The organism is Streptomyces aureocirculatus, from assembly GCF_000720475.1.
Lineage (GTDB): Bacteria > Actinomycetota > Actinomycetes > Streptomycetales > Streptomycetaceae > Streptomyces > Streptomyces aureocirculatus.
Genome location: NZ_JOAP01000007.1, coordinates 232,307 through 255,441 on the forward strand (window position 1 = coordinate 232,307; position 23,135 = coordinate 255,441).

The window sequence follows — 23,135 nt, forward strand, 5'->3', positions numbered from 1 at the left end:
TGGAAAAGTCACCGTGGGAGGGCGTACGGAAGCGCATGGCGTGCACCTGTTGTACCTGGGCACACCCGGGGATGAGCGAAGCCGCTCCCACGGACGTGCCTCCGGTCCGAAGCACTGTTCCTCCGCCTGCCCCCGGCCCGGGGCTGCAAACAAACCCCTGCGCACACGCGACCCGTCCGGGTGTTTCCCGCCCGGCCCGCTGGACACCCGGTCCACAGCAACGCGCGCTCGACCGGTCCACAGCAGCGCGTGCTCGTTCGCCCCCGGAGGGCCCCAGCCAACCTGGAGGACACCGCATGACCGCGAAGGTCGCCGATCACATCCTCGAACGGCTTCGGGCCTGGGACGTCAGTTGCGTCTTCGGCTATCCGGGGGACGGCATCAACGGCCTGCTCGCCGCCTGGGGCAGGGCCGACGACCGGCCCCGTTTCATCCAGGCCCGGCACGAGGAGACGGCCGCGTTCGAGGCGGTCGGCTACGCCAAGTTCGGGCACCGTCTCGGTGTGTGCGTGGCGACGTCGGGTCCTGGCGCGATCCACCTCCTCAACGGCCTGTACGACGCCAAGCTTGACCATGTGCCGGTCCTCGCCATCGTCGGTCAGACGGACCGCAGCGCCATGGGCGGCTCGTACCAGCAGGAAGTCGACCTGCACACCCTGTACAAGGACGTGGCCGGGGATTTCGTGGAGACGGTGACGGTTCCCGAGCAACTGCCGAACGTCATCGACCGGGCCATCCGCACCGCGTACGCGCGCCGCTGCCCGACGGCCGTGATCGTCCCCGGTGACGTGCAGGAACTCGACTACAGCCCGCCCACGCACGAGTTCAAGATGGTGCCTTCGAGCCTGGACCGCAGCGCGTGGACCGCGCTGCCCTCACCGACCGCCCTGCGGCGCGCCGCCGACGTCCTCAACTCCGGCGACAAGGCGGCCCTGCTCGTCGGCCAGGGCGCGGGGGGTGCTCGCGCCGAGGTCGAGGAGATCGCGGACCTGCTCGGTGCGGGCGTCGCCAAGGCGCTGCTCGGCAAGGACGTCCTGAGCGACGAGCTCCCCCATGTCACGGGCGCGATCGGACTGCTCGGCACCCGCCCCTCGTACGAGCTGATGCGTGACTGCGACACGCTCCTGACCATCGGTTCCAGCTTTCCGTACGCGCAGTTCCTGCCGGAATTCGGCAGCGCGCGCGGTGTGCAGATCGACATCGACCCGCACATGATCGGGATGCGCTATCCGTACGAGGTGAACCTGGTCGGCGACGCCCGTGCCACGCTGCGCCAACTGATCCCGATGATCTCGAAGGAGCGCAGGGAGACGGGCCGCGAGTGGCAGAGGGAGATCTGCGCGAACGTGGAGCGCTGGCGGGGTGTCCTGGAGCGCAGGGCGGAGCTTGCCGCCGACCCCGTGAACCCCGAGTTCGTGGCCCGTGCGCTCGACCCGCTGCTCCCCGACGACGCGATCGTCACCTGCGACTCGGGTTCGACCGCCAACTGGTTCGCGCGCCATCTGACGATGCGGGGTGACATGCGGGCCTCCCTGTCGGGGACGCTCGCCTCCATGGGCTGCGGGGTGCCGTACGCGATCGGCGCGAAGTTCGCCCACCCGAACCGGCCCGTGGTGGCGCTCGTCGGGGACGGCGCGATGCAGATGAACGGGATGGCGGAGCTGATCACGGCGGCCAAGTACCGGCACCGCTGGGACGACCCCCGTCTGGTCGTCGGCGTGTGGAACAACCAGGACCTGAACCAGGTGACGTGGGAGATGCGGTCGATGGGCGGCGCGCCCGCCTTCCTGCCCGCGCAGTCCCTGCCCGATGTGCCGTACGCGGAATTCGCCCGCTCGATCGGCCTGACGGGCATCCGCGTGGAGCACCCCGACGACGTGACGGAGGCCTGGCGTGCCGCTCTCGCTGCGGAGGGCCCCGCGGTCGTCGAGTTCCTGACGGACCCCGCGGTGCCGCCGATCCCGCCGCACGCCACCTGGGACCAGCTCGAGTCGACCGCGGCCGCCGTCCTCAAGGGTGACACGGACCGTACCGCGATGGTGAAGCAGGGGCTCAAGGCGAAGGCTCAGGAGTTCTTCGGGAGCAAGAAGGATTGATCGGGACTGATCGGGCAACCAGGACCGAAGGAAGAGAGAGGTCTCAGCACCATGGCGGAGTACGTGCGGGAAGTCATGACACCGGCGGTCGTCGCGGTCCGCCCCGACGCCTCGCTGGTCGAAGCGGCACAACTGATGCGCGCCCAGGACATCGGTGATGTCATAGTCACGGGCGGCGGTCAGATCATCGGTGTCCTGACCGACCGGGACATCACCCTGCGCGCCGTCGCCGACGGCGCGGACCCGTTGACGGTCAGTGTCCATTCCGTGTGCACGCCGGACCCGGTCGTGGTGGCCCCCGACGACACCGTGTCGGAGGCCGTGCAGTTGATGCGTACCCACGCGGTGCGCCGGCTGCCCGTCGTCGAGGACGGCACCCCGGTCGGCATGGTGAGCATCGGCGACCTCGCCCTCCACCAGGACCCCTCGTCCGCACTGGCCGAGATCAGCCGGGCCGAGGCCGGGCACCACCCGAACCACTGAAAGGCACATCGACACATGCGCATCGCATTCCTGGTCGCCCCCGAAGGCGTCGAACAAGTGGAGCTGACCGAGCCCTGGCAGGCCGTGGTGGACGGCGGCGGCGAGCCCGTCCTGGTGTCCACCGAGGCCGGTTCGGTGCAGGGCTTCAACCATCTCGACAAGGCCGACACGTTCCCCGTCGACCAGGTGGTCGGCGAGGTCTCGGCGGACGAGTTCGCGGGCCTCGTCCTTCCGGGCGGTGTCGCCAATCCGGACCTGCTGCGCACCGACGAGGACGCGGTGGCGTTCGTCCGCGCGTTCTTCGAGCTGGGCCGGCCGGTCGCGGCGATCTGTCACGCGCCCTGGACGCTGGTGGAGGCGGACGTGGTGCGGGACCGCACGCTGACGTCGTGGCCGAGTCTGCGCACCGACATCCGCAACGCCGGCGGCTCCTGGGTGGACGAGCAGGTGAAGGTCTGCGACGGCGGCTCCAACACGCTGGTCACCAGCCGCAAGCCGGACGACCTCAAGGCGTTCTGCGAGGCGTTCATGAAGGAGTTCACGCGCGCCGCGGACCAGTAGACGGTCAGCACAGGACGGAACGGAACGACGGGACGGGCGGGTATGAGCTCGGCGGACACATTCCTGCGGCGGCACGGCCAGGCACTCGACCTGTTCACCGAGCGGGTGCACGGCGTGGGACAGGACCGGTGGGGCGCGCCGACGCCCTGCGCCGAGTGGACGGTGCGGGACCTCGTCCAGCACCTCGTCGTCGAACAGCTCTGGGTGCCGCCCCTTGTGCGGGACGGCGCCACCATGGACGAGGTCGGCGACTCCTTCGAGGGCGACATGACCGGCCCCGACCCCGTCGCCTCCTGGGACACCGCGGCGGACGCGGCCCGTGCCGCGTTCGCCGAGTCCGGTGCCCTGGACCGCACGGTGCACCTCTCCTACGGCGACACCCCGGCACGCGACTACTGCGCGCAGATGATCACCGACCTGGTCGTGCACAGTTGGGACCTGGCGCGGGCGATCGGCGCCGACGAGCACCTGCCGGACGAGCTCGTCACGGCCGCCCTGCACGAAGTGCGGCCGTACGCGGCCGACTTGAGCAGGAGCGGCCTCTTCGCCCCCGCCGTGGAGCCCCCGCCGGGAGCCGACGCGCAGACGGAGCTGCTGTGCCTGCTGGGCCGCACGCCTTAGCGCCTGAACGTCACGAGACGGCCGGGCGTAGTTGCGTGCGGGCCGGAAGTGGCGGGCCCGGCCGGCACGGGGGGTTGCCGGAAGGGGATCACGGGCCCGCGACCCGAATGCCGGCCCGCCGGACGTGGCCGGGCCGGAGGCGCCGGAGATCCGTCCACGGTCGGCGCCCCGGAAGAAGACCTCCGCGACGACGACCGGTCCATCCGGCGCCAGCGCCACCATAGGCGGAGGCCGAGCCGGGCGGCGATCCGCTGAGCGCGTCCGCTGTCCGGATAGCGCAGCGGTTCCGGATTCCGGACGCCAGGCCTGCGCCATCCTGGCCCACCCCCTTCAGCCCCGCAGGGTCTGCGAGGGCAGCTCCCCGAACCGCGCCCGGTACTGCTCGGCGAAACGCCCCAGATGGGTGAAGCCCCAACGGAAGGCGACCTCGCTGACACCGCGCTCGCCGGGCCCCGCCGCCCGCAGTTCGTCCCGCACCCGGGCCAGCCGTACATCGCGTACGTACGCCATCGGCGTCATGCCCACGTACCGCTTGAAGGCCTCCTGGAGCCAGCGCACGCCGACCCGCGCCTCGGCGGCGAGTTCCGTGGTGGTGAAGGGGTGCTCGGGCCGCTCCTGCACGGCGGCCATGGCGCGCTTGACGGGGGCGGGCCGCAACTTGGGGGCGGGCCCTTCGAGCTGGTCGCGGTAGCGGTGCCCGGCGGCCAGCAGCACGCCGTTGAGGAGCGCCTCCTGGAGCGGTGCGGCCACCAGCGGGCTGCTCAGCGTCGCGGACTCCTCGCGCAGGTCGTCCGCGACGGTGCGCACGAGGCGGGACCAGCCGAGGCCCGGCCCACTGGAGGTGTCGAACTCGGGGGCGAACTGCACCGGGCCGTGGGCGGGTCTGCCGATGAGCCGCTCCAGGTTCTCCTCCAGGGCGGCCCGGTCGACCTTGACGGCGAGCACCCGGCAGTCCCCCGTCCACCGGTCGAGGTAGGTGTCACCGCGGGGCTGCAGGACGGCGGCGCGCTGCGGCCCGGTGCGGATCACGGTGGGACGGGGGCCCTGGCGCCAGGCCATGTGCCCGCCGAGCGGCACGTTCACGTGGTACGACCCGAGCTCGCCGAAGCGCATGCGCACATCCGCGCCGCAGTGCAGGTCCCCGATGGTGAGTACGCCGAGCTGCCCGATGGTGAAGTCCGCGAGGAAGGGGCGCGGGCCCTCGATCACATCCATGAAATTGCTGTAGTACGCGGTCCCGAGCAGGTCCCGCGCCTCATCCACATCACTAGTCCCGAAGGACGTCCTCACCACCACGGTCTCTCCAACTGCGCAGCGTACGGCGTGGTTCCGCCACGCTACCGCCCGTTCCGCCCGGTTCGCGCCACGCTACCGCCCGTGCTACCTGGCCCGCGCCACTCTTCGCTCGTCCCATACGGGCTCGGGGGTCTCCCTGACCCGGCCGTCGGCGCCGAAGACCAGATAGCGGTCGAACGACCGGGCGAACCAGCGGTCGTGGGTGACCGCGAGCACCGTGCCCTCGTACGCCTCCAGGCCCTCCTGCAGCGCCTCGGCCGACTCCAGGTCGAGGTTGTCGGTGGGCTCGTCGAGCAGCAGGGCGGTGGAGCCCTGCAGTTCGAGGAGCAGGATCTGGAAACGGGCCTGCTGTCCGCCAGAGAGGCGCTCGAAGCGCTGCTCGGCCTGGCCCGTCAGTTCATAGCGGCGCAGCCGGGACATCGCCGCGCCGCGGGCCTGGGCGTGCTCGCGCCACAGGATGTCGAGGAGGGTGCGGCCGAACAGCTCGGGGTGGGCGTGCGTCTGTGCGAAGTGTCCCGGCACGACGCGCGCGCCGAGCTTCCACTCGCCGGTGTGCCGCACCGGGTTCTCGGCGTTCTCACCGTCCTCGAAGCCGTGCGCGAGCAGGCGCAGGAAGTGCGACTTGCCCGAGCCGTTCGAGCCGAGCACGGCGACCCGTTCGCCGTAGAAGACCTCCAGGTCGAAGGGTTTCATCAGGCCGGTCAGCTCAAGGCCCTTGCAGGTGACCGCCCGCACCCCCGTGCGCCCGCCGTGCAGTCGCATCGTGATGTCCTGCTTGCGCGGCGGCTCCGGCGGCGGGCCCGCCTCCTCGAACTTGCGCAGCCGGGTCTTCGCCGCCTGGTAGCGCGAGGCCATCTCGTCGCTGCGCGCGGCGTACTGCTGCATGTCCAGGACCAGGCGCTTGAGCTGGGCGTGCTTCTCGTCCCAGCGGCGGCGCAGCTCCTCGAAGCGCGCGAAGCGCTCCTGGCGGGCCTCGTGGTACGTCGCGAAGCCCGCGCCGTGCACCCACACCTCGGAGCCGCCGGGGCTCGGCTCCACGCTGACGATCTTCTCGGCGGCGCGGGCCAGGAGCTCCCTGTCGTGGCTGACGAACAGGACGGTCTTGCGGGTCTCCTTCAGCCGCTCCTCCAGCCAGCGCTTCCCCGGCACGTCCAGGTAGTTGTCCGGCTCGTCCAGGAGCAGGACCTCGTCGGTGCCGCGCAGCAGGGCTTCGAGGACCAGGCGTTTCTGCTCGCCGCCGGAGAGCGTGCGCACCTCGCGCCACTGGGCCTTGTCGTAGGGGACGCCGAGCGCGGCCGTGGTGCAGATGTCCCACAGCGTCTCCGCCTCGTACCCCCGCGCCTCCGCCCAGTCCGACAGGGCCTGCGCGTACTGGAGCTGGGCCGCCTCGTCGTCGACGGTCATGATGGCGTGCTCCGCCTTGTCGACGGCGCGCGCGGCCTCCCTGATACGGGGCTGCGCGACGGCCACAAGCAGGTCGCGGACGGTGGTCTCGTCCCGTACGGAGCCCACGAACTGGGGCATCACCGCGAGACCGCCGGACACCGTGACCGTGCCGCCGTGCGGCTGCAGCTCCCCCGCGATCAGCTTGAGCAGCGTCGTCTTGCCCGCGCCGTTCGCCCCCACGAGCGCCACCGACGCGCCCTCGCCGACGCGGAACGACACATCACCGAGCAGGGCTCGCCCGTCCGGCAGGTAGTACTCGATGTGCGCTGCTTCCAGATGTCCCATGCGGGCGATTGTCCGGGGACGGGCCCGGGACGGGCAAACGGTTTGCGGGGCCGTGCTCGGTGTGGCGGGGCGTGCGCCGTGCCGCGCGCCGCGGGCCGTGAGCCGTGCCGCCGGGCCGTTGCGGACGGCGAGGCGGGGGTACGCGGCCGGTATGACCTCTGATGCCGCTCCTCCCCTGTCCTCGCTGGCCGCCCGGGCCCTGTCGACGTCCTCGGTGTCCTCGGTGCCCGCGCCGTTCCTCGCGTCCCCGTCCGGCAGGCCCGGGAACCGCCTCATGGCGCTCGACCGCCGGGTGTTCGACGCGGTGGCCGCCCAGCACTGGCCCGGCGCCGACGAGCTGCTGCCCCAACTGAGCAGGGCCGCGAACCACGGGCGGCTGTGGTTCGGCGTGGCGGCGGGGCTCGCCGCGACCCGGCGCCCGCGGGCGCGGCGGGCCGCCGTCCGCGGCGTGGCGTCCCTGGCCCTCGCCTCCGCGACCATCAACACCCTCGGCAAGCGGACGGTGCGGCGGGCGCGCCCTGTCCTCGACACCGTGCCGATGGTGCGCAGGCTCAAACGGCAGCCGATCACCACGTCCTTCCCGTCCGGGCACGCCGCGTCCGCCGCGGCCTTCGCCGCCGGTGTGGCCCTGGAGTCACCCCGGCTCGGTGCGGCCGTCGCCCCGCTGGCGGGCGCCGTCGCGCTGTCCCGCGTCTACACCGGGGTGCACTTTCCTAGTGACGTGCTCGTCGGTGCCGCCCTCGGCGCCGGTGCCGCGTTCGCGGTCCGCGGGCTCGTGCCCACCCGCTCGCAACTGCCGCCGCCGGGCCGCCCGCGCGCCGAGGCGCCCGCCCTGCCCGGTGGCCGCGGCCTCGTCGTGGTCACCGACAGCGGCGCGAGGACATCGGGCCGGGTGCACGACCTGCTCGACGCGCTGCCGCACGCCGAAGTGGTGACTTGCGGGCCCGACGACCTGCCGGACGAGCTGGACAAGGCGGCGGCCCGCGCCCGCGCCCTCGGTGTGTGCGGCGGCGACGGCACCGTCAACGCGGCGGCCGCCGCGGCCCTGCGTCACGGCGTGCCCCTCGCCGTGCTGCCCGGCGGCACGCTCAACCACTTCGCGTACGACCTCGGCGTGGAGGAGGCCGCGGACCTGGCGTCGGCTGTGGAGACGGGGGACGCGATAGCCGTGGACGTGGGCCGGTTCCGCTCGGCGGCCGGGGAGGGGCACTTCCTCAACACGTTCAGCCTCGGTGTCCACCCGGAGCTTGCCCGCGAACGCGAGCGCTGGTCGCACCGCGTCGGCGGCTGGGCCGCGGGTGTCCTGGCCGCGGCCCACGTCCTGCGCTCCGACCAGCAGCCGCTGCACGCCGAGATCGGTGGCAGCCGGCGGCCGCTGTGGCTCCTCTTCGCCGGGAACTGCCTGTACAACCGGCTGGGCCTGGCGCCCGCACGGCGCTTCGACCTCGCCGACGGGCTGCTCGACGTACGCGTCGTGCACGGTGGCCGCCGGCCCGGCGCCCGTCTGCTCGCGGCCGCCCTGACCTCGCCGGTGGAGCGCTCCCCCGTCCAGAGCGCGGTCCGCCCGAACCGCCTGCGCCTGTCCGGACTCGCACCCGGCACGAAGATCGCGCACGACGGTGAACTCTCCGAAGCCGAGGGCGACCTGGTGCTCGACAAGCTGCCGGAGGCGCTGACCGTCTACCGGCCGGCGCAGCCGTCCTGATCCCGTCGAGCTGAACCCCGTCCGAACCCATCGAGGAACTGACCGCATCATGAGATGGGGGTCTCATGATGCGGTACGTGCTGCTTACAGTGCGGCCATGACGCCATCACAGCAGCCCCGCGCCGAGACCGCCGTCTACACCCACGGGCACCACGAGTCCGTCCTGCGCTCGCACACCTGGCGTACCGCCGCCAACTCGGCGGCCTACCTTCTGGACGCGTTGAAGCCGCACTGGCGGGTCCTGGACGTCGGCTGCGGGCCCGGCACCATCACCGCCGACCTGGCCGCCCTGGTCCCGGAAGGACACGTCACGGGCATCGACCGCGCCCCCGGTGTCCTGGAGCAGGCCCGCGCGACCGCCGCCGCACGCGCCCTGGACAACGTCACGTTCACCACCGGTGACGTGCACGCCCTCGACCACCCCGACGACTCCTTCGACGTCGTGCACGCCCATCAGGTGCTCCAGCACGTGGGCGACCCGGTCCACGCCCTGCGCGAGCTGCGCCGGGTGTGCAGGCCTGGCGGGATCGTCGCCGTACGCGACAGCGACTACGCGGCGATGACCTGGTACCCGCAGGTGGCCGGACTCGACGACTGGCTCGCCCTGTACCGGCGCGTGGCCCGCGCCAACGGCGGCGAGCCGGACGCCGGGCGGCGCCTGAAGGCCTGGGCCCGCCAGGCCGGTTTCGCGGACGTCACGGCGGGCGCGGGCACCTGGTGTTACAGCACGCCCGAGGAACGGGCCTGGTGGAGCGAGCTGTGGGCGGACCGCACGGTGGCGTCCGCGTACGCCGGGCGCGCCACGCAGGGACACACGGACGCGGAGGGCCTCGCGGCGATCGCCGCCGCCTGGCGGGAATGGGGGCGCGCGGAGGACGGCTGGTTCGTGGTCCTGCACGGTGAGGTGCTGTGCCGGGCCTGAACGTCAGCGGTCGGTCCCTGGGAAGCGGCGGTCGGTCCCGCGGGAACGGCCGTCAGTCCCTGGGAAGCAGCGGTCCCAGCGGGCCGAGGTCCAGGTTCAGGTCCTCGGGCCGCAGCCCGTACCGCTCGCGGAGGCGCTTCATCCGGTCCTCCAGGAGCATCAGCGTCATACCGACCCGCTCCTCCTGGTCCTCCGTCAGCTCACCGGTGTCGAAGCGGCGGATCGCCTGCCGCTCCATGAGCTGGCGCAGCAGCTCGACGACGGTGAGGACGAGGGCGACGAGGTCCCGTTCCACGGTGTCGGGTTCGAGGTCCAGCTTCGTGGTCTGCGCCGTCTGGGTCGTCTGGGTCGTCTGGGTCGTCTGCGTCGTCCGGGGCGTCTGCGTCGTCTGCGTCGGCTTCTTCATGTCCGCGGTCATGACGCCTCCCTCTCGTCCCTCTCGTCCCTCTCGTCGAGCTCACGAAGGCCGCTCTGCTCGTCCGCGTCGGGCCACGGTGCCTGCACCTGCGCGTTGACCGAGCTGATCAGCGCCTTCAGATCGATGCGGACGAGGTCGACGTCCGCGATGCGCAGGGTGATGTCACCCGCGAGGACCACTCCGCCGGCGAGCAACCGGTCGAGCAGGTCCACGAGTGCGATCTCCCGTTGGGCGAACGGGTCGCCCGCGCCGCTCATGACGCCTCGCCGGTGTCCTGGCTCGCCGCGCCCGCAGTGCCTGCTGTGCCCGCTGTGCCTGCTGTGCCTGCTGTGCCTGCTGTGCCGTTCAGGGGCGCATCGGGCTCGGGGTCGTCCGTGAAGGAGTACGCGGCCCACGGCCCTGTCACCTCCACCTGTAGCCCCGGCCGGGTGCCCTCCGCCCTGCCGACCAGCTCCAGGAACTCCTCGGACCGGGCGCGCGGCACCAGATAGGCGGAGTTGAGGATGTTGCGGCCGGAGCCCGCTTCCGTGAGCGGCCCGCTCTGCGGGGGGTGCAGCCGCGCGTCGGACGCGTACCGGGCGAGGTCCTCGTGCAGTTGCCGGGCGAACGCCTCGGCCCGCGCCGCGGACTCCTCCCGCGCCGCGTTGCCGGCCCGGCGCCGCCGCAGGTAGTCCCGCCCCGACTCCGGCGCGCCCGACGGCTGCGGAGCGGCGGCCTCGGCCGCGCTCTCCTCGCCGAGCCACACCTTCACGCCCCACTCCACGTGGCCGTCGATGCGGTCGAGGATCCGGCGCAGCCGCTCGGACTCGTCCTGCAGCATGGCGCGCACGCCGCTGTCGTCACGGAAGACGGTGCCGAGCCGCAGCGGCAGCGGGCAGGTCAGGGTGGTCAGCGCGGCCACGACGCGCTGATGGGCGCGGGCCGTCGCCGCCAGCCAGTCGAGGTCCTCCAGATGCGCGTGCAACTGTTCCCGCCCGAAGTCCCGCTCGGGGACCGGGCTGAGGACGGCCACCAGGCCCTCGTGCACGAGCTGCCGCGGCGGCGCGCCGCCGACGCCGGTCAGATCGGCGTGCAGCGGCGCGTCAAGGGGGCGGCACACGGCGTACACATAGCGCAGTTCATCGGTCACGTTCGCGTTCTCCTCGGCCGTCGGCCTTCTTACCCCGCTCCTCCCCCGTTCCGGGGCCAAGAGCGCCGCCGTCCACCCTTGTGCCCTGTTCCAGTTGCTCCACACGGCGGCGCAGTTCCTCGTTCTCGCGCGCGAGCTCCGTGCGGCGCGCGCCGCTGGACAGCGCCGGGTCGTCCTCCCACCAGTCGATGCCCATCTCCTTGGCGCGTTCGACCGAGGCGACGACGAGCCGGAGTTTGATCGTGAGGAGCTCGATGTCCAGCAGGTTGATCTTGATGTCACCGGCGATGACGATGCCCTTGTCCAGGACACGCTCAAGGATGTCGGCGAGGTTGGCGCCGCCCTGGGGGGCGCCCTGGAGGGACGACGACGGCATACGGCTCGCGGTGGTCATCGACGGCTCCGGCGGCCACCCGCCGAGGCGTGCTCGCCCCGCGGCTCGTCCTCGGCCTCGGGCTCCGCGCCCTCCTTCTCGTAGCGCTCCTCCTCGTCGTCCTCGTACGGGGCCTCGTCCTCGGCTTCGTCCTCGACCTCGTCCTCGTACGGGGCGTCCTCCTCGGCCTCATCTTCGTAGGGGGCCTCGTCGGGGTCGTCCTCGGCACGCGGCTCGTCCTCGTCGATGTCGTCCTCGTCATCGGCGGGCTCGTCATCGGCGGACTGGACGTCGTCGTGCGGCTCGTCGGCGTCGGCGCGAGGCTCGTCGTCCTCGTCGGTCTCCGCGGGCTCGTCCGTCTCGTCGGCGTCGTCGGCGTCGACCTCGTCCTCGTACGGCGCCTCGTCGCCCTCGCGGTCCGCGTCGCCGCCGCGCACCTCGTCGCCGTCCTCGGCGCCCTCGGCGTTCTCAGCGCCTTCGGCGCCCTCGGCGTCCTCTTCCTCGGCGGTCACCTCGTCGTGGCTGCGCACGACCTCGCCGTCGCGGATCTCGGCGCGCCAGCCGTCGCTCGCCTCGCCGCGCATCGTGATGTGCCGTGCGAAGTGCTTGAGGTCGAGCCGGGCCCGGCGGCCCTGGGCGCGCCAGATGTTGCCGGTCTTCTCGAACAGCCCCTTCGGGTAGTACTCGATGATCAGCAGCACCCGGGTCAGTTGGTCGCCGAGCGGATGGAAGGTCACCACGCCCTTGGTGGAGCCCTTCGCACCCTCCGACGTCCAGGAGATGCGCTGGTCAGGGACCTGCTCGGTCACATGGGCCCGCCAGCTCCTGCTGGACCAGAACACCTTGAGCTGCCAGTCCGAGTCCGTGTCACCCGCCGGGGTGGCGCTCTTGACGCCCTTGGCGAAGGTGGAGAACTCCTGGAGCTGCGTCCACTGGTCGTAGGCCGCACGCACCGGCACACCGACGTCGACGTACTCCAGGATGACGGTGGGCTTCTGGCCGCCGCCACTTTTCTTACGTCCGCCGGTGGCGTTCTTCAGGGCGCCCTTGACGGAGTCCTTCAGGCGGCTGCCGCCGACCTCCACGGCGCTGCGCAGCGGGCCCTTGCCGTCGGCGAGCTTGCGGCCGCCCTCCAGGGCGAGCTTGCCGAAGCCGGGGCTCTTGCCGTCCGCGATGTCGTTGAGCTTGACGGTGGTCTGCCCGAGCTTGCGGCCCACACCGACGAGGGCGCGTTCGGCCTGCGCCATCAGATAGGCCCTGGCCTCGTCCTTCAGGCGGTCCGCCGCCTGACTGTTGACGGCGGCGCTCAGCGGATTCGCCGAGCCGGAGTCCTCGCGGGAGTCCTGGCGTGTGTCAGCCATCGTTGCCTCCCTTCGCGCGGGCCGTCTTCTTCGCGCCGCTCCGCTGCTGCGTGGAGCGGGCCTGCGTGCTCCGCTTCTGACTGCCGCGCGCGCTCTGCGCCTTGCCCGCCGGAGCGCGCTTGCGCTGGGGGCGCTGCGTGCTCTGCTGCTCGGGCTCGTCGTCGGCGCTGGCCGCGCGGTCGGCGCTGGCCGCGCTGTCCTCGGTCCGCTTCCGACTGCGCGACGTGGTGCTCTTCTTCGTGGCGCCGCGGGCGGCGGACGTGGCCTTCTTCGTCGCCGAGCCCGTCTTGCGGGTGCCCGGCTTCGCGGCCGCGCCCGTGCTCTCGCCCGCGTCACGCGCCTTGTCGGCCGACTCGTCGGCATCGGGGACCTCGTCGGGCACAGCCCCCGAGAGCCGGTCGCGCACGTCCAGGGTGCGCTCGTGCAGCCGGTCGGCGAGGCCTTCGATCCGCCGGTCGAGCAGCGATCCCGTCGCCGCCTTGCCGACACCCCGCAGATCCTGCCTGAGCTGGTCGCCGATCTCCTTGAACTGCGGGTTCTTCTCCATCTGCTGCGACACCGCGCGGGCTATCCCGGCGGGGCCGAGCTGCATCTTGCGGCCTGCCACCATCGTGCCCACGGCGAAGGCGAACTTCGCCTTCTTCGTGCGTCCGAGGAGATACCCCGCCCCTACGGCGAGGCCCACTGCCAGTCGGTTCATGACGTCACTGTCCTGCCTGTGCCGGCTGTCGGGTCATCCGCCTGGGCCACGTCGCCGACTGGCCCATGGCCGAGGCGGGCGAGGAGTTCGTCCTCGCGACGGTCGAATTCGCTTTCGTCGATCTCGCCTGCTTCCAGGCGCTCGGTGAGCTGAGCGAGTTCCTTGCGGACGGCCGAAGGGTCGTAGTACTGCCGCTCCGCCTCGTCGACCACCCGCTGGAGCACCCACATGGTGCCGCGGGCGGGAGCGAGCGGCAGGGCGAGGAGTTCACCGATGAGTCCCATGGGCGGAGCTCACCTCCTTACTCGTCGCACGACCGCCGTGCTCAGCGCACCCCGGTCGTGCTGTTGGCGGCGTCGGCCTGCTGCGCGGGGCCCTCGTCGACGAAGCTGTAGGGAGGCAGCGGCCCGTGCACCCGCAGTTCCAGGTGGGGCTGGCTCTTGCGCAGCTCCTCGACCGCGGCGACGAAGCCGTCGGCCGTCTCCCGCCGTACCAGGAACGACACGTTGGCCAGCCAGCCGGAACCCTCCGGGCCCTCGCTCACGGCCTCCGCGCACGGTTCGAGGGCGCGGCGCACCTCGATGCCGTCGCTGACCTCACGGGCCCGCACGGCGTTGGTCACCTGCTCGCCGAGTTGCAGCTTCTGCTCGTAGTTGCCGCCACCGGCGCGCCGGTTGTTCTCGACCATGGCGCGCAGCTCGGGGTTCTCGGCGAGCACCTGGTGCAGCACGGCCTGCTCGTCGTGGGCGGCCTTGACGTTGTACTCGGCCCTGCCGTCGAGCGCGCGCAGCCGCTCCTCGTAGTGGTCGGCGAGTTCGGCGAGCACCGCGACGACGGCTTCGTCGTCGTCCGCGAGGCTGCCGAAGCGCATCGGCAGGACGGCGCCGCTCGCACCCGCCTCGTCCAGGACGCTCTGGTGGGCGAGCAGGTCGCGCCGCTTGGGGCGCAGGTCCTCGGGGCTGTCGGAGACGATGGCGGCGAGGTTGCCCTGCCGCACGACGCGTATCTTGCGTGCCGGTTCGCCGATGCCGCCCATGCCCTCCGGCAGCGCCGGGTGGGTCGCGGCCGCGATGCCGTAGATGTACGTGGTCACTCCTGCTCCTCCTTCCGGCTGCGGGACGACGTCGAGCGCCGGGCGCGCGGGCGGGCCTCTTCCTTTTCCTTGGAGCGGCCTTCGTCACGGGCCTGGCTGAAGGCGTCGGATATGGTCTCCGCGGCGCCCGAGAGCGCGCCCTTGGACTTGCCGCGCGCGCCGGACTCGGTGACCTCGCCGACGAGGTCGGGCAGGCCGGGGTTCTTGTGCGGGCCCGCTTCCAGGTCGAGGCGGTTGCAGGCCTCTGCGAACCGCAGATACGTGTCGACGCTCGCCACGACGACTCGTACGTCGATCTTCAGGATCTCGATGCCGACGAGCGAGACCCGGACGAAGGCGTCGATCACGAGGCCCCGGTCCAGGATGAGTTCGATGACGTCGTACAGGCCACTGGTACCACCTGCACCGCCGGACTGCTGTGCTGGGACGACGGTCATGCCGGCCAGCCCTCCTTGCCTTGGGTGTTTGGTGTATGTGTTGTATCGCCGAATTGCTCTGCTATTGCTTCGGTATTGCCCTGTTGCTCTGGTACTGCTCCGAAACGCGCTTTATATGCGTATGGGTGTACGAGCGGCTCGGCCACGGCCGATCAGGAGCGGCTCAGCCGCCGGGCCGTGACGGGTCCGCGCGGCCGCGCTCATAGCGCCGCACGCGCTTGTAACCGGTCAGCTCACCGTGCGGGTCGAGGGTCACGGCGTAGGTCGCGAGCAGGCTCATCGTGTCCGGCACGCGCTCAAGTTCGAGCACTTCGACGGCCAATTCCCAGCCGTCATCGGTGCGTTCGAAGGACGACACGGACTCGGCGGTCATGCCGGTGAGTTCCGCCAGTTGCTCACGCGCGGCGCGCAGCACCACGACGGGGCCGGGAAGTTCCTCGGATTCGGACTTCTTCTTGCTCTGGTTGCTGGGCGTCTGCGTCATGGTCACCTCCTTCTTCGGGTGACCCCGCATTCGCCGCTCAAACCCAGGGGGTGTGCTTCACGCGCCGCGCAGGGCCCGTAGCTTGCGGCGTGCCGGGCCGAGGGCGCGGGGTGAGCGCAGCAGCCCGGCCCAGGGATCGGCGCGAGCCTGCTCCACCGCGTCGGCGACGGTCCAGCGCGCGGCGTGCGTGCCGGGGTCGTCGAGCTGGTCCCAGCCGAGCGGCACGGCGACGGGCGCGCCGGGCTTGGCCCGTACCGAGAACGGGGCGACGGCGGTCTGCGCGTAGGCGTTGCGCTGCACGTCGAGGTAGAGGCGGTCGCCGCGGTCCTTCTTGCGCACCGCTGTGGTCAGCCGGTCGGGGTCGGCGTCGGCGAGCAGCGCGGAGACCTCCTTGGCGAAGTCGCGTACGTCGTCGACGTGGTCGCGGCCGGTGAGCGGCACAATCACATGCAGGCCGCGCGACCCGGTCGTCATCAGGGCCGACGGCAGGCCCACCTGATCGAGGACGTCGCCCAACTGCCGGGCCGCATCGCGCACCGTGCCGAACACGTCCGCGGGACCGCCGTCCTTGGGCGGGTCCAGGTCGAACACGAGGCGGTCGGGCCGCTCGGGGCGGTCGGCGCGGGACAGCCACCGGTGCAGGGTCACGCAGGCCTGGTCGGCGAGGTAGACCAGGGTGGCGCTGTCGTCGCACACGGTGTGCGTGACCGTCCCGTCCTCCTTGGCGACCTCGGCACGGGTGATCCAGTCCGGGTAGTGGTCGGGGGTGTCCTTCTGCATGAACATGGGGCCCGGTACGCCGTCGGGGTGCCGCTCCAGCATCAGCGGCCGGCCCCGCAGATGGGGCAGCATGAAGGGGGCGACGGACCGGTAGTAGTCGACGAGGTCGCCCTTGGTGATGCCGGGCCCTCCGTCCCCGCCCCCTTCGCCCCCGTTCAGGGGCAGCAGCACCTTCTCGGGCCGGTGCACCTCCACCGTGCGCCGACCGGCGCGCACCTTGCGTGTCGTGGTGGCCATGACGTCTCCTGACTCGCTCTCAGCGCACCACGTGCTCGACGAGGAGCCGCACCGCCGCGGCGATGGACTCCGCGTCGATGCCGGCGGCACGCAACTGCTCGGCGGGCGACGCCGAGCCGGGCATGGTGGTCACGGCGAGCCGCGCCAGACGGGGCACGGGGCCGCCGTCGCAGAACGCGTCGAGGACGGCGTCGCCGATGCCGCCCTCCTGGCGGTGGTCCTCGACGGTGAGGAGACAGCCGGTGCTCTCGGCGGCCTCGCGCAGGGTGCGCCGGTCGACGGGTTTGACGGAGTACAGGTCGATCACGCGGACGGGGATGCCCGCCCGCGCGAGGGTGTCCGCGGCGGTCAGGGCCTCGTGCACGGTGATCCCGGCGGCGACCACGGTGAGCTGGTCGGCGTCGGAGGACCGCAGGACCTTGGACCCGCCGACCGGGAACTCCTCGTCGGGCCCGTACAGGACGGGCGTGGCGCCGCGCGAGGTCCGCAGGTAGCGCACGCCGTCCAGGTCGGCCATGGCGGCGACGAGGCGCGCGGTCTGTGGGGCGTCGCACGGATGGAGGACCGTCGAGCCGTGCACGGCCCGGAACATCGCGAGGTCCTCCAGGCCCATCTGGGAGGGCCCGTCCTGGCCGATGGCGACTCCGGCGTGCGAGCCGACGAGGTTGATGTCCGCGCCGCTCACCGCCGCCATCCGCACGAAGTCGTGGGCGCGGGTGAGGAACGCCGCGAACGACGACGCGTACGGCACCCAGCCGCGGGCCGCGAACCCGACGGCGGCACCGACGAGCTGCTGCTCGGCGATGTAGCACTCGACGTACCGCTCAGGGTGCTCCTTCGCGAAGTACTCGGCGCGGGTGGAGTCGCCGACCTCGCCGTCCAGGACCACCACGTCGCCGCGCGCCGAGCCGAGCGCGGTCAGCGCCTGGCCGAAGGCGTCCCGCGTCGCGACCTCGTCGCCGACGGCGTAGCGGGGCAGCTCCAGGTGCCCGCTGCGCACGGCGCGTGGGGAGCGGGCCGCCGGGGGCGCCTTGACGTCGACGCGCAGCCGCCTGCTGCCGCCGAGTTCGCGCACCGCCGCCTCCGCGTCGGACAGGGGCTTGCCGTGCAGTCCCTCGCGGTTCTCGGCGGCGGCGACGCCCTTGCCCTTGACGGTGCGGGCGAGGATCACGGTGGGCCGTCCGGTGGTGGCGCGGGCCTCCTTGCAGGCGTCGTCGACGGCCTGGATGTCGTGTCCGTCGGCCTGGACGACGTGCCAGCCGAAGGCGGCGAAGCGGCGTTCGTAGGCGTCGAGGTCCCACTCGTGGCGGGTGGGTCCGCGCTGGCCGAGCCGGTTCACGTCGACGACGAGAGTGAGGTTGTCGAGCCGTTCGTACGAGGCCTGCTCGGCGGCCTCCCACACCGAGCCCTCGGCCAGCTCGCTGTCGCCGCACAGCACCCACACCCGGTACGGGTTCCGGTCGAGCCGCTTGCCGGACAGCGCCATGCCGACGCCGATCCCGAGGCCCTGCCCGAGCGAACCGGTGGCGACCTCCACCCATGGGAGCCGCCGGGGCGTGGGGTGGCCCTCCAGGCGACTGCCCTGGGCGCGGTAGGTGAGCAGTTCCTCGTCGGTGAGGGCGCCGGCCGCCTTGTACGCGGCGTAGAGCAGCGGCGAGGCATGCCCCTTGGACAGGACGAAGCGGTCGTTGGCGGGGTGGTCGGGGCGGGCGAAGTCGTACTGGAAGTGCCGGGCGAGCAGCACCGCCATCACGTCGGCCGCCGACATGGACGAGGTCGGGTGTCCGGAGTTCGCGGCGGCCGCGGCCCGCACGGAGTCGACGCGCAGTTGCTGTGCCAGCTCGTGGAGCTGCTCGTCGGGGTCGGTGGCGGTCACACGGGTCTCCGCGCCTCCGGGTCCTTCCGGATCGCCGCCGTAGGTCGAGCTGTCCGCCATCGTCACTCCTCGTTCTTCGGGTCTTTCGGGTCTTTCGGGTCCTTCGTGTCCTTTGAGTCCTTCGTGTCCTGCGCGCCCTGCGCTCCCTTCGCGCCCTGCGCTCCCTTCGCGTCCTTCTGGTCCTTCGCGTCCTTCTGGTCTTTCTGGTTCTTCGCCGTGTCCTTGTCCGGCGCCGGTACGCGGGCGAGTTCCGGGGACGACGATTCGAGCGGCACGGACCAGGACCGCACGAGGCCCAGTTGCACGCCCTGGCGGGGCAGGGCCGCGTCCAGGAGCCAGTCGGCGGCGACCCGCACCCGGTTCCCCGGCATCGCGGCCAGGTGGTACCCGCGGGTCACGGCCCCGGCGAGCGGCCCGGACAGCGGTACGCCAAGGGGGTTGGCGGCGCCGCTCACGCCGCCCAGGTCGACGGTGAAGCCGAGGTCGTGGTGGCGGTAGGAGCGGCGCTCGCCGATACCGAGCGAGGCGGCGACGTTGGTGCCCGCGACCTTGCCCTGCCGCCAGGCGTGCTGGGCGGTCATCGCCGTGTACTGGCCCGGCTTGGCGAGGTCGGGCACGGCGGCCGCGTCGCCGCACGCGAACACCTCCGGGTGCTCAGGCACATTCAGGAACGGGTCGACGACGAGGCGGCCCCGCTCCAGCGGCTTGCCGACCGACGCGACCAGCGGGTCGGGCCGCACGCCCACGCACCACACGAGGGTGCGGGTGGGCACGAAGTCGCCGTCGTCGAGCAGGACGCCGTCGCGCGTGGCCTCCTTCACGGACGTGCCGGTACGGACGTCCACACCGCGCCGCCGCAACACGCGGTCCGCGGTGTCGGAAAGCCGCCGGTCGAGCTCGGGCAGCACGCGCTCGGCGATGTCGAGCAGCACCCAGCGGGGCCGGATGCCCGCCCGCAAGGGTTGGCGGCGCACCAGGGACTGGGTGAACAACTGGCCGTGCGCGGCGACTTCGACGCCGGTGTAACCGGCGCCCACCACCACGAACGTGCAGCGCGAGCGGCAGGTCTCGGCGTCGTCCGCGGCCGCGGCGAGTTCGATCTGCCGGGTCACATGGTCGCGCAGATACAGCGCCTCGGGCAGCCCGCGGAAGCCGTGGGCGTTCTCGGCGACACCCGGCACCGGAAGGAGCTTGTTGACACTGCCCACGGCGAGGACGAGCCGGTCGTAGCTCAGCTCGTCGGCGTCGCCCTCGGGTCCGGTGTAGCGCACGGTGCGCCGGTCCAGGTCGATGCCATCGGCCTCACCGAGCACCAGGCGTACGTGGCGCAGGGTCCCGGCGAGCGACACGGTGACCCGGCGCGGTTCGAGGACACCGGCGGCGACCTGGGGAAGCAGCGGCAGGTACAGGAAGTAGTCGGTGGGGTTGAGCAAGGTGATGTCGACGCGGCGTCGGGTCAGCCGGGACAGGGTGCGGGCGGCCTGGAACCCCGCGAACCCGGCGCCGACGATCACGACGTGGGGGCGGCCCGCGGTGCGACTGAAAGTTCGGCTCACAAAGTCCTCCGGCGTTGTCCGGTACGTCCGGTGTGCTCCGGCGCGAGCTTCCCGCGTGCCCTGGTGCACGGCTGTGAAACACACCGCCGTTTGCCGCCACGCCTTCGGGCTACCCGGGTGGTAGGCCGTCCCCGCGAGGCCGCGGAGGTCTCGCCGGGACCCGGCCGACCCCTTGCGCACCCCCAGTCCCAGGTCAGTCCCAGTTCACCCCAGCCAATTCCAGTTCGGCCCAAGGTCAATCCCGGTTCAGCCCCAGCCAGCCCCAGGCAGCTCCAGGCGAAAGGCCGCCCATGCCCGACTCCGGACCCGTCCGCGTGGAGGCCCCCGCCGTGTCGGCGTACACGATCCCGGCGGACGCGCCGGAGGCCGACGGCACGTTCGCGTGGGACGCCACGACGATCGTCGTGGTGGAGGTGACCGGAGGCGGCGCCACCGGCACCGGCTGGACGTACGCGCCCGCCGCCACCGTCGGCCTGGTCCAGGAAGTCCTCTCCCCCGTGCTCAGGGGCCGTGACGCCTTCGCCATCCCCGCGGCGCACGACGCGCTGGTCAAGGCGGTGCGCGACACCGGCCCCCAGGGCCTCGCGTGCCGGGCGATATCGGCACTCGACATCGCCCTGTGGGACCTCAAGGCCCGGCTGCTCGAAGTGCCGCTGGTACGTCTCGTCGGCGCGGCCCGCGATGAGGTCCCCGTCTACGGCAGCGGCGGCTTCACCACGTACCACGACACCCATCTCGCGGCCCAGCTCAACGGCTGGGTGCACGGGCAGCGCATCCCGCGCGTCAAGATCAAGATCGGGGAGGGCTGGGGGCGGGCCGCCGCCCGTGACGTGGCCCGGGTGCGCACGGCGCGTGAGGTCGTCGGCAGACAGGCCGAACTGTACGTCGACGCGGGCGGCGCGTACACGCGCAAGCAGGCCGTGCGGGTCGGGCGGGTGCTCGCCGAGCACGGCGTGGGCTGGTTCGAGGAGCCGGTGGCGGCGGACGACCTGCACGGACTGACGCTGGTGCGCGACGCGCTCGTCAGTGACGTGGTGGCGGGCGGACGCGGCTCCGACCTGCCGTACTTCGCCCGCACGGTCCCGGCCGTCGACTGCCTCCAGGCCGACGCGACGCGCTGCGGCGGCCTCACCGGCTGGCTGCGCGCCGCCGCGCTCGCCCAGGCGCACGGCCTGGAGCTTTCGGCCCGCGGCGCACCGCACGCACATGTCGCGGTCGCCGCGTGTGTGCCGAACCTGCGGCACGTGGAGTGGTTCCACGACCACGTCCGGATCGAGTCGATGTTCTTCGACGGCGCCCTCGACCCCACCGGCGGCACCGTCCGTCCGGACGGCGGCACGGGCCACGGCCTGGTGCTGCGCACGTCGGACGTGAAGGAATATCGGGTCGCGTGAATGGGCCCGGTCCCGGCACGCTCGCACACCATGGAAGCCAACCGTCGCGCCGAGCGCGCCAGTCACACCGAGCACGCCAGTCACACCGAGCACGCCGACGTCCCTGACGACGGACACCCACCCGACGTCCTCCTGATCGGCGGGCGCTCGGGCGTGGGCAAGTCATCGGTGGGCTGGGAGATTTCGGCGCGACTGCGGGCCGCCGACCTGGGGCACGCCCTGATCGAGGGCGATCTGCTCGACACCGTGCACCCGGCGCCACCGGACGATCCGCACCGTTCCCTGCTCACCTGCCGCAACCTCGCCGCGCTCTGGGCGAACTACGCGGCCCTCGGCTGCCGCCGCCTCGTCTACACCAACACCGCCGCCGTCCTGCCGTCCGAGGAGTGGCTGTTCACCGAGGCCCTCGGCCGCCCCCGACTGGTCCGGGTACTGCTCACGGCCACCGACGCCACCGTCGAACAGCGCCTCAGGGGCCGCGAGTTGGGCTCGGAACTCGATCAGCAGCTTCGCCGCAGCGCGTATATGGCCCGGCACCTCGACGCCTCGGTGACGCCCGGCACCCACCGGGTGCCGACGGACGGCAGACCGGTGGGTGACATCGCGGCCGAGGTGATCGCGCGGGCGGGCTTCACGCCCTGACCGGCGCCGCGTTGCGCGTCCGCGTCACCGTGTCCGCGTGCCGGAGGAGTCGGGCTGCTGCGGGGCGCCGTCCGACGGCACCGAGGGGAAGCCCGCGATGCCGCCGGTGGGGGCGGCGGCGGGAGGCGTCGCGGGAGCCGCGGGAGCCGCAGGGGTCACGGGAGCGGCGGGAGTCGCGGGCATCGCGGGAGCTGCCGCCGTCGCGGCGGTCGCGGCGGGCATGGGCGCCGCGGGCACGGGAGGAGCAGCGGGTGTGCCGTGGGTGGCCGCCGGGTCTCCGGCCGGGACCGGCGGTGCGGTCGCCCGGGAGCCCTTCGGGGACGGCCGGGCCGCGTTGCGCGTCAGCACGGCGGCACCGGCGAGCAGCACGGTCACGATCAGCGCGGCGGCCCAGTTGGGCAGGCCGAGCGCGAGCGCCAGGCCGACGGTTAGGGCGGCCGCGGCACCGGCGTACAGGGTGAGGGCGCCGGAGGTGGCGTACAGCGCGGCCTTGCGGCGCTGTTTGGCCGCGGCGTGGGACAGCTCCGCGCGCAGCTCGTCGCGGAGTTCGTCACGCAGCGTCTGGCGCAGGGACTCGTGCACCGCGTCGCGGACGACCTGCGACAGCACGTCGCCCAACGTCCTGTCCTGCAGCGGTACGTTCTGGTCCTGGACCGGCATGTTCTCGTCCTTCCTGTACGGAGCTGTCAAGACCCCCCGAGTACCCGCCGCTTGCGGTGCGTAACGGGTGGCGCCCGCCCCGCTGTCGCGGCCGGCGCGAGGTGGGCGGAATGGATCTCCTGGTGCCGCGACGCCAACTAGGCTCGTCCTCATGGAGATCCTGGGAACCGTGCTGCGTGTCTGCGTCAGGGACTTGGAGGCGTCCGTCGCGTTCTACGAACGGCTGACGGGCAGCACAGCGATGCGTTTCGAGCGGGGCGGCGTGTCCGTGGCCTCGGTCGGCTGTTTTCTGCTCATGAGCGGACCCGAGGCGGAGCTCGAAGTCCTGCGCAAGGTCGCCGCGACGATCGCCGTCAAGGACGTCGACGAGGCGCTCGCGACGCTCAGCGCGTCCGGGGCGCACATCGTCGCCGGGCCCGTGCCCACGCCCGCCGGGCGCAACCTCATCGCGATGCACCCCGACGGCGCCGTCTTCGAGTACGTCGACCGCAACGTGACCCCGACGCCCTGACCTCCCGCCCGGCGACCCGCCCCGCCCGGGGGCGGGTCGCCGGGCGTGCCCGGGACCCGATGGGACCTC

The 23,135-nt window shown here is 72.5% G+C and carries 25 protein-coding genes; 9 read left to right on the forward strand and 16 right to left on the reverse strand.

Annotated elements, in window-relative coordinates:
• The first annotated feature begins 296 nt into the window (after positions 1-296).
• Genes IG78_RS0109095 through IG78_RS0109110 form a run of 4 tightly spaced genes read left to right on the forward strand, consistent with a single transcriptional unit; the run spans position 297 to position 3,761 of the window.
• Positions 297-2,096 (forward strand): thiamine pyrophosphate-requiring protein, encoded by a 1,800-nt coding sequence (locus IG78_RS0109095; protein WP_030560954.1) that lies wholly within the window; start codon positions 297-299, stop codon positions 2,094-2,096.
• Between the two features lie 51 nt (positions 2,097-2,147).
• Positions 2,148-2,579: a CBS domain-containing protein gene (locus IG78_RS0109100; RefSeq protein ID WP_030560956.1), complete on the forward strand. Its 432-nt coding sequence runs from the start codon at positions 2,148-2,150 to the stop codon at positions 2,577-2,579.
• 15 nt (positions 2,580-2,594) lie between these two features.
• Positions 2,595-3,140 carry a type 1 glutamine amidotransferase domain-containing protein gene (locus IG78_RS0109105; protein WP_030560957.1) on the forward strand — a complete coding sequence of 182 codons (546 nt, stop codon included), beginning with the start codon at positions 2,595-2,597 and terminating at the stop codon, positions 3,138-3,140.
• 42 nt (positions 3,141-3,182) lie between these two features.
• Positions 3,183-3,761: a TIGR03086 family metal-binding protein gene (locus IG78_RS0109110; RefSeq protein ID WP_030560959.1), complete on the forward strand. Its 579-nt coding sequence runs from the start codon at positions 3,183-3,185 to the stop codon at positions 3,759-3,761.
• A gap of 330 nt (positions 3,762-4,091) precedes the next feature.
• On the opposite strand, the gene IG78_RS0109115 is transcribed toward IG78_RS0109110, so the two are convergent.
• Positions 4,092-5,024 carry an AraC family transcriptional regulator gene (locus tag IG78_RS0109115; RefSeq protein WP_051852452.1) on the reverse strand — a complete coding sequence of 311 codons (933 nt, stop codon included), beginning with the start codon at positions 5,022-5,024 and terminating at the stop codon, positions 4,092-4,094.
• 117 nt (positions 5,025-5,141) lie between these two features.
• Positions 5,142-6,788, reverse strand: a complete 1,647-nt coding sequence (locus IG78_RS0109120; RefSeq protein WP_030560963.1) for an ABC-F family ATP-binding cassette domain-containing protein — start codon at positions 6,786-6,788, stop codon at positions 5,142-5,144.
• A gap of 274 nt (positions 6,789-7,062) precedes the next feature.
• Between IG78_RS0109120 and IG78_RS0109125 the strand changes: the two genes are divergently transcribed.
• Positions 7,063-8,493 carry a bifunctional phosphatase PAP2/diacylglycerol kinase family protein gene (locus tag IG78_RS0109125; RefSeq protein ID WP_107054843.1) on the forward strand — a complete coding sequence of 477 codons (1,431 nt, stop codon included), beginning with the start codon at positions 7,063-7,065 and terminating at the stop codon, positions 8,491-8,493.
• A gap of 97 nt (positions 8,494-8,590) precedes the next feature.
• Positions 8,591-9,415, forward strand: a complete 825-nt coding sequence (locus tag IG78_RS0109130; protein WP_030560967.1) for a methyltransferase domain-containing protein — start codon at positions 8,591-8,593, stop codon at positions 9,413-9,415.
• A gap of 52 nt (positions 9,416-9,467) precedes the next feature.
• Here the strand turns inward: IG78_RS0109130 and IG78_RS0109135 are convergent, their stop codons facing one another.
• The 13 genes from IG78_RS0109135 to IG78_RS0109195 form a co-directional block, all read right to left on the reverse strand.
• Complete coding sequence (locus tag IG78_RS0109135; protein ID WP_030560969.1) at positions 9,468-9,731, reverse strand: gas vesicle protein K; 264 nt, start codon at positions 9,729-9,731, stop codon at positions 9,468-9,470.
• A gap of 98 nt (positions 9,732-9,829) precedes the next feature.
• Positions 9,830-10,090, reverse strand: coding sequence for a gas vesicle protein (locus IG78_RS0109140; protein WP_051852453.1), 261 nt, complete (start codon positions 10,088-10,090; stop codon positions 9,830-9,832).
• Positions 10,087-10,962 (reverse strand): GvpL/GvpF family gas vesicle protein, encoded by an 876-nt coding sequence (locus IG78_RS0109145; protein WP_078964732.1) that lies wholly within the window; start codon positions 10,960-10,962, stop codon positions 10,087-10,089. Before IG78_RS0109145 ends, IG78_RS0109140 begins: the two co-directional genes overlap by 4 nt.
• Positions 10,952-11,356 (reverse strand): gas vesicle protein, encoded by a 405-nt coding sequence (locus IG78_RS0109150; RefSeq protein ID WP_030560975.1) that lies wholly within the window; start codon positions 11,354-11,356, stop codon positions 10,952-10,954. The genes IG78_RS0109145 and IG78_RS0109150 overlap by 11 nt, the downstream gene beginning before the upstream one ends.
• The gene (locus tag IG78_RS0109155; RefSeq protein ID WP_030560976.1) at positions 11,353-12,696 is read right to left on the reverse strand and encodes an SRPBCC family protein; all 1,344 of its coding nucleotides are present in this window, start codon (positions 12,694-12,696) and stop codon (positions 11,353-11,355) included. Before IG78_RS0109155 ends, IG78_RS0109150 begins: the two co-directional genes overlap by 4 nt.
• Entirely contained in the window at positions 12,689-13,396 is a 708-nt protein-coding gene (locus IG78_RS0109160; protein ID WP_030560979.1) for a hypothetical protein, read from the reverse strand. The genes IG78_RS0109155 and IG78_RS0109160 overlap by 8 nt, the downstream gene beginning before the upstream one ends.
• The gene (locus tag IG78_RS0109165) at positions 13,393-13,680 is read right to left on the reverse strand and encodes a gas vesicle protein GvpG (protein WP_030560980.1); all 288 of its coding nucleotides are present in this window, start codon (positions 13,678-13,680) and stop codon (positions 13,393-13,395) included. The genes IG78_RS0109160 and IG78_RS0109165 overlap by 4 nt, the downstream gene beginning before the upstream one ends.
• Positions 13,681-13,721: 41 nt before the next feature.
• Positions 13,722-14,489 (reverse strand): GvpL/GvpF family gas vesicle protein, encoded by a 768-nt coding sequence (locus tag IG78_RS0109170; protein ID WP_030560982.1) that lies wholly within the window; start codon positions 14,487-14,489, stop codon positions 13,722-13,724.
• Positions 14,486-14,926, reverse strand: a complete 441-nt coding sequence (locus IG78_RS0109175; protein ID WP_030560984.1) for a gas vesicle structural protein GvpA — start codon at positions 14,924-14,926, stop codon at positions 14,486-14,488. Before IG78_RS0109175 ends, IG78_RS0109170 begins: the two co-directional genes overlap by 4 nt.
• A 163-nt stretch (positions 14,927-15,089) precedes the next feature.
• Positions 15,090-15,410, reverse strand: a complete 321-nt coding sequence (locus tag IG78_RS41835; protein WP_063760720.1) for a gas vesicle protein GvpO — start codon at positions 15,408-15,410, stop codon at positions 15,090-15,092.
• 57 nt (positions 15,411-15,467) lie between these two features.
• Positions 15,468-16,427 (reverse strand): non-homologous end-joining DNA ligase, encoded by a 960-nt coding sequence (gene ligD, locus IG78_RS0109185; RefSeq protein ID WP_030560989.1) that lies wholly within the window; start codon positions 16,425-16,427, stop codon positions 15,468-15,470.
• Between the two features lie 19 nt (positions 16,428-16,446).
• Complete coding sequence (locus IG78_RS0109190) at positions 16,447-18,363, reverse strand: transketolase (RefSeq protein ID WP_078964733.1); 1,917 nt, start codon at positions 18,361-18,363, stop codon at positions 16,447-16,449.
• Between the two features lie 2 nt (positions 18,364-18,365).
• Positions 18,366-19,817 carry an NAD(P)/FAD-dependent oxidoreductase gene (locus tag IG78_RS0109195; RefSeq protein WP_051852473.1) on the reverse strand — a complete coding sequence of 484 codons (1,452 nt, stop codon included), beginning with the start codon at positions 19,815-19,817 and terminating at the stop codon, positions 18,366-18,368.
• Positions 19,818-20,149: 332 nt separating this feature from the next.
• Between IG78_RS0109195 and IG78_RS0109200 the strand changes: the two genes are divergently transcribed.
• Both IG78_RS0109200 and IG78_RS0109205 read left to right on the forward strand, forming a co-directional pair.
• Positions 20,150-21,253, forward strand: a complete 1,104-nt coding sequence (locus tag IG78_RS0109200) for an enolase C-terminal domain-like protein (protein ID WP_030560994.1) — start codon at positions 20,150-20,152, stop codon at positions 21,251-21,253.
• A gap of 30 nt (positions 21,254-21,283) precedes the next feature.
• The gene (locus IG78_RS0109205; RefSeq protein ID WP_225881929.1) at positions 21,284-21,895 is read left to right on the forward strand and encodes an AAA family ATPase; all 612 of its coding nucleotides are present in this window, start codon (positions 21,284-21,286) and stop codon (positions 21,893-21,895) included.
• Between the two features lie 24 nt (positions 21,896-21,919).
• Here the strand turns inward: IG78_RS0109205 and IG78_RS0109210 are convergent, their stop codons facing one another.
• Positions 21,920-22,555 carry a phage holin family protein gene (locus tag IG78_RS0109210; protein WP_051852455.1) on the reverse strand — a complete coding sequence of 212 codons (636 nt, stop codon included), beginning with the start codon at positions 22,553-22,555 and terminating at the stop codon, positions 21,920-21,922.
• Positions 22,556-22,706: 151 nt separating this feature from the next.
• Between IG78_RS0109210 and IG78_RS0109215 the strand changes: the two genes are divergently transcribed.
• A complete protein-coding gene (locus tag IG78_RS0109215) occupies positions 22,707-23,066 on the forward strand; it encodes a VOC family protein (RefSeq protein WP_030561000.1) in 360 nt (119 codons plus the stop codon).
• Positions 23,067-23,135: the final 69 nt, after the last annotated feature.